This is a genomic window from Streptomyces flavofungini (assembly GCF_041028215.1).
Lineage (GTDB): Bacteria > Actinomycetota > Actinomycetes > Streptomycetales > Streptomycetaceae > Streptomyces > Streptomyces flavofungini_B.
This window is the reverse complement of record NZ_JASKYR010000122.1, coordinates 1-14580: the sequence shown is the minus strand read 5'-3', so window position 1 is coordinate 14580 and position 14580 is coordinate 1. Positions and strand designations below refer to the sequence as shown.

At 71.7% G+C, this 14580-nt stretch carries 14 protein-coding genes; 7 read left to right on the top strand and 7 right to left on the bottom strand.

What is annotated here, in order from left to right:
• The first annotated feature begins 457 nt into the window (after window positions 1-457).
• Window positions 458-2362 carry an ATP-binding cassette domain-containing protein gene (locus AB8Z36_RS11425; protein WP_369213130.1) on the top strand — a complete coding sequence of 635 codons (1905 nt, stop codon included), beginning with the start codon at window positions 458-460 and terminating at the stop codon, window positions 2360-2362.
• Between the two features lie 119 nt (window positions 2363-2481).
• On the opposite strand, the gene AB8Z36_RS11420 is transcribed toward AB8Z36_RS11425, so the two are convergent.
• The 4 genes from AB8Z36_RS11420 to AB8Z36_RS11405 form a co-directional block, all read right to left on the bottom strand.
• Window positions 2482-3153: a BlaI/MecI/CopY family transcriptional regulator gene (locus AB8Z36_RS11420; protein WP_369213129.1), complete on the bottom strand. Its 672-nt coding sequence runs from the start codon at window positions 3151-3153 to the stop codon at window positions 2482-2484.
• Window positions 3154-3809: 656 nt separating this feature from the next.
• The gene (locus tag AB8Z36_RS11415; protein WP_369213128.1) at window positions 3810-4859 is read right to left on the bottom strand and encodes an aldo/keto reductase; all 1050 of its coding nucleotides are present in this window, start codon (window positions 4857-4859) and stop codon (window positions 3810-3812) included.
• 132 nt (window positions 4860-4991) lie between these two features.
• Window positions 4992-5510 (bottom strand): response regulator, encoded by a 519-nt coding sequence (locus AB8Z36_RS11410; RefSeq protein WP_369213127.1) that lies wholly within the window; start codon window positions 5508-5510, stop codon window positions 4992-4994.
• A gap of 93 nt (window positions 5511-5603) precedes the next feature.
• Window positions 5604-7073: a DEAD/DEAH box helicase gene (locus AB8Z36_RS11405; RefSeq protein WP_369213126.1), complete on the bottom strand. Its 1470-nt coding sequence runs from the start codon at window positions 7071-7073 to the stop codon at window positions 5604-5606.
• A gap of 235 nt (window positions 7074-7308) precedes the next feature.
• On the opposite strand from AB8Z36_RS11405, the gene AB8Z36_RS11400 reads away from it, so the two are divergent.
• From AB8Z36_RS11400 to AB8Z36_RS11390, 3 genes are all read left to right on the top strand, one after another.
• Window positions 7309-7683, top strand: coding sequence for a DoxX family protein (locus AB8Z36_RS11400; RefSeq protein ID WP_369213125.1), 375 nt, complete (start codon window positions 7309-7311; stop codon window positions 7681-7683).
• Between the two features lie 147 nt (window positions 7684-7830).
• Window positions 7831-8748, top strand: coding sequence for a restriction endonuclease (locus AB8Z36_RS11395; protein WP_369213124.1), 918 nt, complete (start codon window positions 7831-7833; stop codon window positions 8746-8748).
• 10 nt (window positions 8749-8758) lie between these two features.
• On the top strand, window positions 8759-9013 hold the full coding sequence (locus AB8Z36_RS11390) for a DUF6332 family protein (RefSeq protein ID WP_369213123.1): 255 nt from the start codon (window positions 8759-8761) through the stop codon (window positions 9011-9013).
• Window positions 9014-9062: 49 nt separating this feature from the next.
• On the opposite strand, the gene AB8Z36_RS11385 is transcribed toward AB8Z36_RS11390, so the two are convergent.
• Complete coding sequence (locus tag AB8Z36_RS11385) at window positions 9063-10046, bottom strand: LuxR family transcriptional regulator (protein WP_369213122.1); 984 nt, start codon at window positions 10044-10046, stop codon at window positions 9063-9065.
• Between the two features lie 194 nt (window positions 10047-10240).
• On the opposite strand from AB8Z36_RS11385, the gene AB8Z36_RS11380 reads away from it, so the two are divergent.
• Together AB8Z36_RS11380 and AB8Z36_RS11375 are read left to right on the top strand one after the other, a co-directional pair.
• Window positions 10241-11653 (top strand): aminopeptidase P family protein, encoded by a 1413-nt coding sequence (locus AB8Z36_RS11380; RefSeq protein ID WP_369213121.1) that lies wholly within the window; start codon window positions 10241-10243, stop codon window positions 11651-11653.
• 62 nt (window positions 11654-11715) lie between these two features.
• Entirely contained in the window at window positions 11716-12114 is a 399-nt protein-coding gene (locus AB8Z36_RS11375; protein WP_369213120.1) for a VOC family protein, read from the top strand.
• A 22-nt stretch (window positions 12115-12136) separates the two neighbouring features.
• On the opposite strand, the gene AB8Z36_RS11370 is transcribed toward AB8Z36_RS11375, so the two are convergent.
• Complete coding sequence (locus tag AB8Z36_RS11370) at window positions 12137-13597, bottom strand: MFS transporter (RefSeq protein WP_369213119.1); 1461 nt, start codon at window positions 13595-13597, stop codon at window positions 12137-12139.
• Between the two features lie 167 nt (window positions 13598-13764).
• Here AB8Z36_RS11370 and AB8Z36_RS11365 point away from each other — a divergent pair, with 167 nt between their 5' ends.
• Window positions 13765-14217 (top strand): MarR family winged helix-turn-helix transcriptional regulator, encoded by a 453-nt coding sequence (locus AB8Z36_RS11365; RefSeq protein ID WP_369213118.1) that lies wholly within the window; start codon window positions 13765-13767, stop codon window positions 14215-14217.
• 82 nt (window positions 14218-14299) lie between these two features.
• Here the strand turns inward: AB8Z36_RS11365 and AB8Z36_RS11360 are convergent.
• Window positions 14300-14580, bottom strand: a 281-nt coding sequence (locus AB8Z36_RS11360; RefSeq protein WP_369213117.1) for a Rid family hydrolase, incomplete at its 5' end; no start/stop codon positions are given.

Genomic DNA, 14580 nt, shown 5'->3' with positions numbered 1-14580 from the left:
CCCGAGGTCCTGCACGGCGAGGTCGTCCCACCGGGCGCGGTCCCGCCGGACACCGGCGCGGCCCCTCCGGGCCCTGGCACCGGCGCGGCCCCTCCGGACCCTGACACCGGCACGGCCCCTCCGGACCCTGACACCGGCACCGTCCCCCCAAGTCAGCGGCAGACGCGTCTGCCCGACCCGGACGACCCGCCGCGCGAGCCGTCGCAGCGGCGGGTCTGAACACTCCGAGTGCTCGGCGCACCCCACCCGTCACACCGGCATCGGCCCCGGCGTTTCGGCCACCTCCACCCTTGGCGCCGGGCCCCGCGCGCCAAGGGTGGATGTACGACCCCGGTACGCACGGCCCAGCAACGGCCGTCGCACGGTCCGTCTCAAACACGTGTGTTCGAAAAGACGAAGCGCGTCGTTGATCCCACGACGACAGTGAGTCCGCGACCACCGTGTAGGAGGCAGGCAGTTGACCTCAGCCGACGCCACGATCCGGGGCACCACCGGGCCCCCCGCACCACCGCCCCCGGCGCAGATCAGCTTCAGCGGTCAGTACGCCGTCAACCCGCTGGGCGGCACCTCGTTCCGTGACCTCTGTTCCCGGCTACCCGCGGTGCTCACCGGCATCGCCCGTATGGCATGGAAGGCCGACCGAGCCTCCGTCGTCCTGCTCGTGGTCTGCCAGATCGTCACGGGAGTCGGCGCGGCCGTGCTGCTCACGGGCACCGCACACGCCATGCGGGCCGTGCTCGGCGCCGGTGCCGTACCGGACCGGCTGCGCGAGGCGCTGCCCGCGCTCATGGTGGTCGCGGGCGCGGCCTCACTCGGGCGCGTGAGCGCCGCGCTCGCCCAGTACGCGGAACGGCGCCTGACCCCACCGGTCACCACCGACGCCGACACCGCCCTGGTCAGGGGAGTCCTGCGCGTCGAGGCCGATGCCTACGCGGGTGAGGGCTTCGCCGACCGGCAGGAGGCCGCCGAGATGGGCGTGGTCCGTACGCATGTCATGGTCACCGACGCCCAGCGCTTCATGTCGGCGCTGATCAAGATGGTCACCGCGTGCGGGGTGCTGTCCGTCCTGCACTGGATGATGCTGCCGCTCCTCGCCCTCGCCGTACTGCCCTCCGGCATCGGCGCCGTGCTGATGGCCAGGGTCGACTACGAGATCCACTACGCGAACGTGTCCGACCGCAATGTGCGGCAGATGACCCGGTGGTGGGCCACCACCCCCAAGTACACCGACGAGGTCCGCGCCAACAGCATGACCGACTACCTGCTGTTCTGGTACCGGTGCCTGTCCGAGCGGATCGACCGGCGCACCCTCGCCGCGGCTCCGCGCACCCTGCGCATCAACCTCGGCACCTCCCTGGCCGGGGGCGTCTTCCTCATCGGCACCTGGGCGGGCCTCGCCTGGCTGGCCAGTACGGGGCGCATCCCGCTGGCCGTCGCCGCCACCGCCGTGGTCGCCGTACAGACGGCGCTCGCGGCGCTCTCCCAGGTCGTCATCAATGGCGCCGCCTGCTTCCACACCAGCCTGTACCTCGCCGACATGCGGACCTTCCTCGCCGACACCGAGGCCCGTGCCGCGCACCGGGGTGACGCGGCGGCACCGTCGTCGGTCGCCGCCCCCGTCGAGGAGATCCGCCTCGACGACGTCACCTTCCGCTACCCGGGCAAGGACCGCCCGGCCGTGGACGGTGTCTCGCTCACGCTGCGGCGCGGGGAGATCCTCGCGATCGTCGGCGAGAACGGCTCGGGGAAGTCCACGCTCACCCGGCTGCTCACCGGCATCTACCTCGCCGACAAGGGCCGCGTGACGTGGAACGGCACCGACCTCGCCCAGGTGGACCCGGCATCGGTGTGGTCGTGCACCGGACTCGTGCCGCAGATCTTCGCGCAGTGGCCGCTGCGCGCCCGCGAGAACGTCACCCTCGGCCAGCCGAGAACGCACGACGACACACCGGTGTGGGACGCCGTGGGGGCGGTCGGCATGCGTTCGGCGATCGAGGAACTGCCGGACGGCCTCGACACCTTGCTCGCCCGCGAGGTCTGGGGCGGAGCGGAGCTGTCCGGCGGCCAGTGGCAGCGCCTCGCCTGCTCCCGTGCGCTCTACCGGCGCCCTGAGCTGCTCATCCTGGACGAACCCACCTCCCAGATGGACCCGCGCGGCGAGCACCGCATCTTCGAGGAGATCAAACGCATCGCCACCGACCGGATCACCATCATCGTCACCCACCAGCTCGACAACACCCGGATCGCCGACCGCGTCATCGTCATGGAACAGGGCCGCATCACCGAACAGGGCCACTACGACACCCTGTCCGCCGGCTCCGGCCTCTTCGCCGAACTCCTCGAACTGTCCCGAAGGAGGTGACGGGTGAGCGCCGTGTGCCGGTCGTAGGGCGGGCGCACCGGTCACCGGGTCCGCGGGTGGCCCGCCTGTGGGGCTGTGCGGCACGCCGAGGTGCCGTACGGCCCCACATACCGCGGACGTCAGCTCGCGGCGGCTTCCGGCTGCGACGGCGCGGACTTCTCCGAAGGCGCGGTGGCGCTGTAGAAGACCGACGAACCCTGCCGGGTGCGCTGCACCTGCGACTTGGCCACCAGCTTCTCCACCGTGGTGCGCACGACCGTGGTCTTGATGGTGCGGTCGGGGTGCGCCTCGGTGAGCGCGGAGGCGATCTCGGCGGAGGAGCGCGGCTCGCTCTGCTTGACCAGGTGCTCGCGGATGAGTTCACCCAGGGTCGGCTCACCCTTCCGGGCCGCGGGCACCTTGGGGGTGGCCTTGGCGCCGGTGGACTTGGCGGTGGCGGTGGTGGACTTGCCCGCGGCCTTGGCCGAAGGCGCCGCCGCGGCGGACTTCTTCTTGCGCGGGGCGGCGCTCGCCTTCTTCGCCCGCTGCTGCGACTTGGGAGCCGCCTTCGCGCGAGAGGTCTCCTTCTTCGCGGCACCCGCCGACGCGCTTTCGGTGCCGTTGGCACCCAGCGCCTGCTGCATGTTGACCAGCAGCGAGTGGTCGTTCTCCAGTACCTGGAGCTGTTCCGTCAGCGCCGCCACCTCGGCGCCGATGCGCTCCTGCTCCTTACGGTTGGCCTCCAGATCCGCGGCTACCTGCGCGGCGTACTGCCCCTGGACTCCGGCGGCGTTGGATTGGTTTTCCGACATAGCAGTGACCTTTCGTCAGCGCACGCGGATGCGTGCGAGTGGCGGATTGGGATCGTACGCCCAGATCAGGAATCTGCGCTTCCGTACCCTTGCCCGGCTCACCCACGGCAAATCGCATCTGGCCTCGCAACGGTGATTGTCCGTGTGTGGAGTCAGGGTGGGAATAGTAAGGCTGATTGGGCCTGTCGGTGGCCGAACCGGCAGATGGTAATCCTCAAGAGGTGGGATCGGATGCCCGTATACGGGCGGGCCCGAGAGGTGTTCCGGCGGCGTCGGGCGAGTGAGTTCAGTACGCACTCATTCAATTAACTCGCGTTCACAGAAGGTGAGTTGTGCCGGTGAGTCGCTGTTAGCGATGAGGGTCCCGGACGGTGTGAACGAGGCGGTGACCACGTGGTTCGCCCGGAAAACAAAAGTCACCCCCACCATCGAATCGCACGGTGCGGCAACCCCTGACGGCTGCTCCACCTCACGTCACCCGGCCGCGAATATGCCCCCGAACGCACAGCAGTCCCGTACGCACATCAGTCCGGCCGCGTTCTCACGGCCGGACCGACCCACATCCTTGACGTGACCGATGACTCACCGATCCGCTTCCCCCACCCGCACCGGAGAGCGCCGCCCCCGGGGTCACTCCGCGGCGGAGGTGAGGTGACTCAGGCGGCGGACCTCGCGTGGGCCGGGCGCCGCCGCAGGGCCGGTGTGGTGAGCGCGGGCGGTGCCCACACCCCGTCGGGCGGATAGACGTCGCTCCCGGGCGCCACGATCTCGTCGATGCGGTCGAGCACGGCGTCGTCGAGCCGTACGGACACCCCCTTGAGGGTGTTCTGGAGCTGCTCCATCGTCCGGGGGCCGATGATGACCGAGGTGACGGCCGGATGCGCGAGCGGGAAGGCGATCGCCAGTTCGGGCAGAGTGCGGCCGAGCCCGTCGGCGACGGCGACGAGTTCCTCGACGACATCCAGCTTCGCCGCCGTGAGGGGCGCCGACGGGTCGAAGCGGGCCGGGTTGAGCTGGGGGCGTCCGCTGCTCAGGTCCATGGCCAGGCCCTTGCGGTAGCGGCCGGTGAGGAACCCCGACGCCAGCGGGGACCAGGTCAGCACTCCCATGCCGAGACGCTGGGCCGTCGGCAGCACATGCCGCTCGACGCCGCGCGCCAGCAGCGAGTAGGGCGGCTGCTCGGTGCGGAACCGGTGGAGCCCGCGGCGGTCGGCGACATGATGCGCCTCGACGATCTCCTCGGCGGGGAACGTGGAGCAGCCGAACGCCCGGATCTTCCCCTGCCGTACGAGGTCGGTCAGCGCGGACAGCGTCTCCTCGATGTCGGTGGTGTGGTCCGGCCGGTGCACCTGGTACAGGTCGATCCAGTCGGTCCCGAGCCGCCGCAGGCTCTCCTCCACCTCACGGACGATCCAGCGCCGCGAGTTGCCGCCGCGGTTGGGTCCTTCGCCCATCGGGAAGTGCACCTTGGTCGCGAGCACCACGTCGTCACGCCGGTCCCGCAGCGCCTTGCCGACGATGGTCTCGGACTCACCGGCCGAGTACATGTCGGCGGTGTCGACGAAGTTGATCCCCTCGTCCAGCGCGGCGTGGATGATCCGCGCGCACTCCTTGTGATCGGTGTTGCCGACCGCCCCGAACATCATGGTGCCGAGGCAGTAAGGACTGACCTCGATCCCGGTCCCACCCAGAACGCGAAGACGCATCGAACCCTCCCAGTCGGTGGCCCGCGTGAACACGCGGACGGACGGCCGACTGTATGAGCTGGAGTCCACTCCAGGGCAAGGGACTCCGGTGTGCTGCCCGCGTGTCTGTCTGCGTGCCTGCCTGCCCTGGGCCTACGCCTCCGTGCCCGTGGGCGCCGCCGGTTCGGTGGGGTGCTGCTCCTTGCGCCAGTGGTCCATGTCCAGGGCGCGGGGCTCCGGTTTGAGCTGGGTGCGGAGGGACTTCAGTTCCTGCTGCATCGCCATGAGCCGTAAGTGTGTGGCGTAGAGGTAGCTCACCTTGGTGCGGAGGACGAGGGGGTCCACCGGCTTCATGACGATGTCGGCCACACCGAGCTCGAAGGCGGCCATGGAGACCTCGCGGATCAGGCCGAAACCCGTGATCAGGACGATGGGGATGTGCTGGGTCTGCTCCAGGCGCCGCATGTAGCGGACCACGTCGAGACCGCTGACGCCGGGCATGCGCAGATCGAGCAGGATCAGCCCGATGTTGCCGCGCAGGACCTCCTTCAGCGCCTCTTCGCCACTCGTGGCCCGTGCGGTCTCCACCTTGAGCGACGCCAGTGAACTCTCCAGCGCGAACAAGGTGTCCTCATGATCGTCGACTATGAGAATTCTCGGATCCGGCCGCATGCTGCCCCCCCTCTCCCCGGTAAACCATCCTACTGACGCGGGGAGTTGGGGAACCCCTCGGGCGGGGCTTTGATCACGGTCCTTGAGCGGCTGTCAGCCGCCGCGCCGGACCCGGGCCGCCCTGCGCGCCTCGGCGAGCTTGCGGGCCTCCCCGGCCTTGCGGGACCTGCCGCCGCCGCTGCCCCGGGCACCGCCCTTGCCGGTGCCGCCGCCGGTGCCGCCGGTACCGCCCGAGCCGCCCTTGTCCGAGCCGTCCTTGCTGGTCCCGAGGCCACGGAAAGGCACGTTGGTGTTCTTGGCCCTGGGGGTGGCGGGTCCGTCGAGCGGCATGCCGGAGGGCGTCTTGGCCCCGGTGATCCGGCTCAGCTCCTGCTCGCCCGAGCGCACCTTGGTGACCGTCGCCCCGACGCCCGCGTCGGCCATCAGGGTGCTCATCTCGCGGCGCTGCCCGGAGAGGACGAGCGTGACGACGATGCCGGACTCGCCCGCGCGGGCGGTGCGGCCCGCGCGGTGCAGATAGTCCTTGGGGTCGGTGGGCGGATCGACGTTGACGACCAGGTCGAGATCGTCGACGTGCAGACCGCGCGCGGCGACGTTGGTCGCCACGAGCGCCGTGATGTTGCCGTTCCTGAACTGCGCGAGGGTCTTGGTGCGCTGCGGCTGGGACTTGCCGCTGTGCAGCGCGGCGGCGTGCACGCCGTTGGCCCGCAGATGCCGGGTGAGCTGGTCCACCGCGTGCCGGGTGTCGAGGAAGAGCAGCACGCGGCCCTCGCGGGCGGCGATCTCCGTGGTGACCGCGTACCGGTCGGGCCCGTGGACGACCAGCACATGGTGCTCCATCGTCGTCACCGCGCCGGCGGAGGGGTCGACCGAGTGCACGACGGGGTCGTCGAGGTACCGCGCGACGAGGCCGTCGACGTCGCGGTCCAGGGTCGCGGAGAACAGCATCCGCTGCCCCTCCGGGCGCACCTGGTCGAGCGCCTCCGTGACCTGCGGCAGGAAGCCCATGTCACACATCTGGTCGGCCTCGTCGAGCACCGTGATCCGCACCCGCGCGAGGCGGCAGGCCTTGCGCTCGATGAGGTCGTGCAGACGGCCCGGCGTGGCGACGACGACCTCGGCGCCGTCGCGCAGCGCGGCGGTCTGGCGGCCGATCGACATGCCGCCGACGACCGTGGCCATCCGCAGCCCCAGCGCGTCCGCGTACGGCGCGAGCGCCTCGGAGACCTGCTGGGCCAGCTCCCGGGTGGGCACCAGGATCAGCGCGAGCGGCTGCTTGGCCTCCGCGCGCCGCCCGGCCGTCCGTACGAGCAGCGGAAGACCGAAGGCGAGCGTCTTGCCGGAACCGGTGCGCCCGCGACCCAGGACGTCGCGCCCCGCGAGGGCGCTGGGCAGCGTGGCCGCCTGAATGGGGAACGGCGTCCGGACGCCCTGCTCGTCCAGCGCGCGCAGGACGGCGGTCGGCAGCCCGAGAGCGGCGAAGGAGTCGGCGGGGGGAGCGGCCGGTGCGCTCTCGTCGGAGCGGTCCGGGTCGTTGCCGGAGGTGTTGGTGGAAGCGTTCATGAAAGGAGCCTTCCGCAGGCGAGCTGGCGATACGTACCGAGGAAGGCCCGGTAGACGAAGGACGGGAACCGCGCCGCGCACATCGCGGCCGCCACATCCGTGCAAACGGTTGACGCTAACACAGCGCGCCACGCCCCACCTTGTGCGCGCCACCGCCCACCGCGTCCCGGCCGGGCGCCCCCCGTCTACTTACTGTCGAGTAAGGTGCGAGTCCCTACTGCGAGGAGGCGGCAGCATGCCGATGGCACCACGTTCCCCTCTGCTCCTGGCGGGCCTGCTGGCCGGTGCCGGAGCCGCCCACCTGGCGATGCCCGAGCCGTTCGACGCGATGGTCCCGCGCGCCCTGCCCGGGTCACCGCGCACCTGGACGTACGCGAGCGCGGCGGTCGAGCTCGCGCTCGCGGCCGGAGTGGCCCTGCCGCGCACCCGGCGCACCGCCGCGCTGGCCGCCGGAGCCTTCTTCGTCGGCGTCTTCCCGGCCAATGTGCGGATGGCGGTGGACTGGAAGAACCGCCCGGCCCCGCTCAGGGCCGCCGCCATCGGCCGCCTTCCGCTCCAGGTGCCGCTCGTGCTGTGGGCGCGGAACGTGGCGCGGGGAGGGCGCGCCTGAGGGGGCGCGGGCCTCGTACGACGGCCGTCTCCCATGGCGCCGGTCGCGGGCACCCGGCCTCTTTTGACGACGTTGATCTTGGGCACTCGTTGATCGACTGAGCTGCACCGTCCGTTGTCCGTCGTCCGTCGTCCGGAAGAGGGTGGCATGACCATACCCACGCGACCGGTCCCCCGCGGGTACCGCGAGCGGCGTTTCGATCTCCGTGTGACCACGCTGTTCTTCGTCCTGCTCGCGGTGCTCCTGTGCGCGCTGGTGTTCCTGGCCCGCACCGCAGTGGACATCGTCGAGAGCCGTCCGCTGTGGGCCGTCTCGCTCCTCCTGGTCGCCGTCGCGGCCGCGCGCCTCGGCAGGTCGCGGTGGCGGCGCTTCTCCGCCGCCCGGTGTGCGCGCCGCGCGGCGGAGGTCCTTGAGGAAGCGGCCGAACGGGCCTCCGACAGCCTCGACGACCTGGTGGGCGGCGACCGGGTGCCACCGGCCGCGCGGATCGCCCCGGAGGGCGCCGCGTACGCCATGGCCCCCTCGACGGCCCCGGCCTCGACGGCCCCGGCCGCCCCGGAGCTCCCGGTGGACGACAAACACCCCGCACCGGACGTGCCGCGGGAGGCCACTGAGGAGCCGGTGCCGGGGGAGGAGACGACCGTCGTCGTCGAGGTCCCGGACGACTACGCCGCACTCGACCCGTACGGCTTCGAGGACGCCATAGCCGAGCTGTGCGCCCGCGACGACTGCATGGACGTCGAAGTGGTGGGCGGTGCGTGCGACTTGGGGGCGGACGTCACGGCGGTGGCCCCCGACGGGCGTCGCGTCATCATCCAGTGCAAGCGCTACGGGGACACCAACAAGGTCGGCTCGCAGGATCTCCAGCGCTTCGGCGGCACGTGCTTCACCGTCCACGAGGCCGACGTCGCGGTCCTCGTCACGACGAGCGAGTTCACCCTTCCCGCCCTTGAGTACGCCGAGCAGTGCGGCATCGTGTGCGTGAACGGGGCCGAGCTCGACGCCTGGCGGGACGGGACAGGGCCGAGCCCGTGGGAACGGGCGGTCATGGAGGCCGACGTGTGAGACTGCCCCCATGGACACGGGGCGGGAATCACGCTGGGAGAAGGACGCGATGACGGTCGAGATCGTCTTCGCCCTGGTGACGGCGGCGCTCCTCGCCGCGGCGGTGTTCGGGCTCGCGCTGGTCCCCGCCCTGCTGATCGGCCGCTCGGAGCCCGCGGGCAGGGGAGTCCTCATGGCGGGTGCCGTGCTGGGCGCGGCCGCCGGGATCTGGCGCCTGGTGCGCGTCCTGCTCAGCTTCGACGCCTGGCGGCGCGAGGGCCGCTGACCCCGGCCCGCACGACGCGGGTCGCCTCCATCGCCCTGCGCACCCGCCCTCACAGCCACCCGCACCGCTGCGCCTGCAACGCCATCTGGAAGCGGTTCGCCGCGCCCAGCCTGGCCATCAGGACCTGGAGGCGCCGGAAGAGGGTGCGGCGGCTGATCCCCAGCTCCCGGGCGATGACCTCGTCGGTGGCGCCCCCGGCGAGCAGCCACAGCAGGCGGCGGTCGGCCGGCGGCAGCCCGCCCGGCGCCGAGGTGCGCCCGTGGAAGGGCAGGGCGTTGTTCCAGGACTGCTCGAACAGGGCCGTCAGCGCCGAGAGCAGCCCGCACGGCTGCACCACCAGCATGGTGTTGTGCACGTCGGTCTCCTTGATGGACAGGGACACCAGCGCGTACGCCTCGTCGATGATGACGAGTTTGACCGGCACCGAAGGCAGCACCCTGGCCTGCTCGCCCGCGTTGACGCACGGCTCGATGACGTCGGTCAGATGGCCCGGGTGCGCGAGGGACTCCCGCGAGTACACGACGCGCTGCGTCACCCCCCGTGCCAGCGTCGCGAGGGCGTCGTCCGTGGCACCGGGCAGCGGGACGTACGGCGGTGACTCGAACTGCCGGATCTGTTCACGGGCGCTCGCCCACGCCTGGCGGATGCGGGGGCCGACGGCGTCGCCGGTCACGACCTCGACGAGATGGTCGTCGTACGCGGCGAGCCGCTGCCGCCGGAAGGTGTCGAAGGCGCCGCCGACCGCGATGCGCGACTCCTCGACCTCGGCGGCCCGGTGCCGGGCGAGGACTTCGAGACCGGCGGCGGGCGGCACCGGGGCCACCGCGTCCGCGCCGCGCTCGGCACTGCCCGCGAGACCGGCGTCGACCAGCGCCTCGTAGGCGGCGGCGAGTTCACCGCCGTCGAGTCCGGCGGCGGAACCGATGGCGCTCAACGGGGCCGGAGCCAGTTCGAGGAGCGCGAGATAGACCCGGGCGGCCGAGGGGCCGAGGCCGAGCAGCCGCAGCGCCTCGCCGACTTTCACATGCGTCACGGCGCCATTATCGGCGGCTTCCGATCATGGCGGTCGGCCGATTCGTGCCAGTGGCACGAATCGGCCTCCGGCGTGCGGCGGACGGGATACGTTCCGACCCGCCGGGCGCTCCGGACGGCGCGCCCGGCGGCTCCCGCACCGAGCACCCTCACAAAGGCCCGAAGGCCCGAAAACTCACGAGAAAGGCGTACGCCATGGCGAAAGGCCGCAAGAACAGGCTCTACCCCGGCATCTCCGAGGAGCTCTCCGCTCTGATGCGGACCGGCTGGGCGGACACCGAACGGCACGGCCTCGCCCCCGCCGAGCAGGCCCCGTACGCCGCGCGCCGCCGCGCCGCGCTCTCCGCCCGCTTCCCGGGCGAACGCCTGGTGATCCCTTCCGGCAACCTCAAGGTCCGGTCGAACGACGACCCCTATCCCTTCCGGGCGTACTCCGGCTATGTGCACATGACTGGCGACCAGGCCCGGGACGGTGCCCTCGTGCTCGAACCGCGCCCGGACGGCGGCCACGACGCCTACTGCTACCAGCTCCCCCGGGACAGCAGGGACGACGACGAGTTCTGGACGGGACCCACGGCGGAGCTGTGGATGGGCCGGCGCCGCTCGCTCGCCGAGGCGGAGCTCGTGCTCGGCCTGCCGTGCCGCGACGTCCGCACGGCCGCCGACGACCTGGCCGCCGGTTTCCAGGGGCCGTCCCGCGTCGTGCGGGGCGTCGACCCGGTCCTGGAGGCGGCGGTCACCTCCGACGAGGAGCGTGACGAGGAGCTGGAAGAGGCGCTGAGCGATCTGCGCCTGGTCAAGGACGAGTGGGAGATCGGCGAGCTGCGCAAGGCCGTCGACTCCACCGTGCGCGGTTTCACCGACGTCGTCGGCGACCTCTCGGGGGCCGTGGCGACGTCCGAGCGGTGGATCGAGGGCACGTTCTTCCGCCGCGCACGCCTTGAGGGCAACGCCGTCGGCTACGGCTCGATCTGCGCGGCGGGCGAGCACGCCACGATCATGCACTGGACGGAGAACGACGGCCCGGTGCGCCCCGGCGAGCTCCTGCTGCTGGACGCGGGCGTGGAGACGCACTCGCTCTACACCGCCGACGTCACGCGCACCCTCCCGATCAGCGGCACGTTCACCCCCGTACAGCGGAAGGTGTACGAGGCGGTGTACGAGGCGCAGGAGGCCGGGATGGCGGCGGTGAAGCCGGGGGCGGCCTACCGCGACTTCCACGAGGCGTCCCAGCGGTACCTGGCGGCCCGCCTGGTGGAGTGGGGCTTCATCGAGGGCCCCGCCGACCGCGCCTACGGACTCGGCCTCCAGCGCCGCTTCACCATGGCGGGCACCGGCCACATGCTCGGCCTCGACGTCCACGACTGCGCGCAGGCCAGGAACGAGGAGTACGTCGACGCCGTCCTGGAGCCCGGCATGGTGCTCACCGTCGAGCCCGGCCTGTACTTCCAGCCGGACGATCTGACGGTGCCCGAGGAGTGGCGCGGCATCGGCGTCCGTATCGAGGACGACCTGCTGGTCACCGCCGACGGCCACGAGAACCTGTCGGCGGGCCTGCCGCGAGCGGCGGACGACGTGGAGGCCTGGATGTCACGCATGGCGGGCTGAGGCAGGCTGGAGGGCACGCCCCGACATCCAGGGGACCGGCAACAGAGTGTGAGGTCACCGGCATGCTGCGACTCGGATTCCCCGTCATCGGCGTTACGGACCTGCCCAGGGCGGTGGCCTTCTGGACACAGGCCCTGGACCTGGTGGTCACGGAGGAGTGGGCGAGCGGGAGCTGGCGCACCCTCGACCACGCCGACGGGTCGGGCCGTGCCCTGGCGCTGATGCGCAGCGACTCGCCCGCCGAGGAGCGCCCCCGGCTGCACCTGGACCTCTTCACCGATACGGCGGAGGAGCAGCGGGCGGAGGTCGGGCGGCTGACCGGGCTCGGGGCGCGGTCCGTCGAGTGGGACCTCTACCCGCCCGACCCCGACTTCGTGGTCCTCGCCGACCCGGACGGCAACCTCTTCTGCGTCGTGGATCTGAGCAGCGCGCCCAGCGGCAGCCGCCCGCCGCGGCAGTGACGCGACGGGCGGCCCGGGGCGGTCAGGCGGCCGGGGTCGGCGCCTGGCCCGCCGGAGCAGTCGCCCGGTCCTGGGCCCCGTCGGCGTCCGCCGAGCGCGGCGCGGGGATGAGGGCGGCGACGGCGGCGGACACCAGGGCCACGCCGCAGCCGATCAGCAGGCCCGTGCGGAAGCCGTCCTCGGAAGGGATGGTGACGCCGCCGAGGCCGATGGTCATCTGGGCCAGGACGACGCCGATGACGGCCGAGCCGATCGTGGTGCCGAGCGAGCGCATCAGCGTGTTGAAGCCGTTGGCCGCCGCCGTCTCCGAGACCGGCACCGAGCTCATGATGAGCGCGGGCATGGCGCCGTAGGCGAGGGCGACGCCGCTGTTGATCACGATTCCGGCGAGCATGATGCCCCAGGCCGTCCCCATGAGCGGCAGCGCCGCCCCGTAACCGATCGCGATGACGAGGGCGCCGAGGACGAGCGCGGTCTTCGGGCCCCGGGTGTTGATCAGCTTTCCGCCCAGCGGCGAGATGAGCATCATCATGACACCGCCGGGGGCGATCCACAGACCGGCGGCCAGCATCGACTGGCCGAGGCCGTAGCCGGTGGCCTCGGGGAACTGGAGCAGCTGCGGCGCGATCAGCATGAAGGCGTACATGCCGACGCCGATGAGGACGGACGCGGCGTTGGTGAGCAGCACGCGCGGGCGTGCGGTGGTGCGCAGGTCGATCAGGGGGTCGCGGGTGCGCAGCTCCCAGCGGCCCCAGCCGAGCAGCGCCACGGCGGCCAGGGTGAACAGGCCGAGCGTGGTGCCGGACGTCCAGCCCCAGTCGGCGCCCTTGGAGATGGCGAGCAGCAGCGAGACGAGTCCGATGGCGAGCCCGGCCGCGCCGGGGGCGTCGAAGCGCTGGCCCTTCGCGGCGGCGGGGGTGTCCGGCACGACGGCGAAGATCAGCACGCCGATGGCCAGGGCGAGCACGGCCGAGCCCCAGAACAGCACGCGCCAGTCGGCGTACTGGGCGACGGCGGCGGCGATCGGCAGACCGATGGCGCCGCCGATGCCCATGGAGGCGCTGACGAGGGCGATGGACCCGCTGAGCTTCTCGGCGGGCACGACGTCCCGCAGGAGCGCGATGCCGAGCGGCACCATGCCCATGCCCATGCCCTGGAGACCGCGTCCGACGATCATCGGCACGACGGAGGAGGAGAGCGCGCAGACCACCGAGCCGATGATCAGCGGTACGACGCAGACGAGCATCATGCGGCGCTTGCCCACCAGGTCGCCGAGGCGCCCGGTGACGGGCACGCAGACGCCCGCGACGAGCAGGGTCACGGTGATGACCCACGCGGCGTTCGAGGACGAGGTGTCCAGGATCTGCGGCAGCTCGGCGATGAGCGGCGTCACCAGTGTCTGCATGATCGCGGCGACCGTTCCGGCGAGCGCCAGGGTGGCGACTACGCCGCCGGTCCTGCCGCCCGGCTGCGGGGCTTCCATAGGGGGACTCCTCGATTTCTTCCACGTGAGCAACGATGTGCACTATACATATGATGTGTATGCAGCACGTCGCATGTGACGAGCACAAACGAGGCCGAGAGGGTGTGGGCGGGGGCGCGGGGCCCGACGCGTGGTGCGATACGGTCGCCGCAGGAGGACGCACGTACATGGACAAGCCATCGCACCTGGTCGAGTTCGAGCACATGGTGCTCGGGCGGCATCAGCTCAGCAGCGCCAAGATGCGCCAGCGGCAGGGCCGTCTGGAGCGCAGCACGTACATTCTGCTCAGCCGCGTCAGGGTGCAGGGGCCGATGTCGATCGGGCAGCTCAGTGACGCGTTCCTGCTCGACGCCTCCACGCTCAACCGGCAGACGGCGGGTGCGGTGCGGGCCGGACTGCTGGAGCGCATCCCTGATCCGGAGGGCGGCATGGCCCGCAAGTTCCGGCTCACCGAGGAGGGTGTGCGGCGCCTGGACGCCGAGCGCGAGGCGCACATCGGGGAGCTGGACCGGGTCTTCGAGGACTGGACCGCCGACGACGTCGAGACGTTCGCCCGCTACCTCCAGCGGTTCAACACGAGTGTGGAGCGGCTGAGCGGCCAGCCCTGGCCGCGCTCCTGACCTTCGTACGCCCCGTCAAAACGCCCGTCCGGCCGTGACGGTGGGCCGTCACGGCCGGACGGCAGGTGGGTCCTGGGGAGGGTCAGCCCTCCTGGCCGACCACGGCGGTCACCCGGATCTCGACCCGCATCCCCGGCGCGCCCAGCGCCGCGACGCCGATCTGGGTCCAGATGGGTGCGCGCTCGCCCATGCGCTTGCGCATCTGCTCGGCCATGACGCGCGTGGGCAGTTCACCGATGGAGTCGGTGGCGTCGGGGATGTGGTACGAGTGCACGCCGATGACGTCCTGCCAGCCCGCCCCGGCCAGGGCGAGGGTCTTCTCCACATTGTCGAAGGCCCGGACGATCTCCTCCTCCAGTGAGT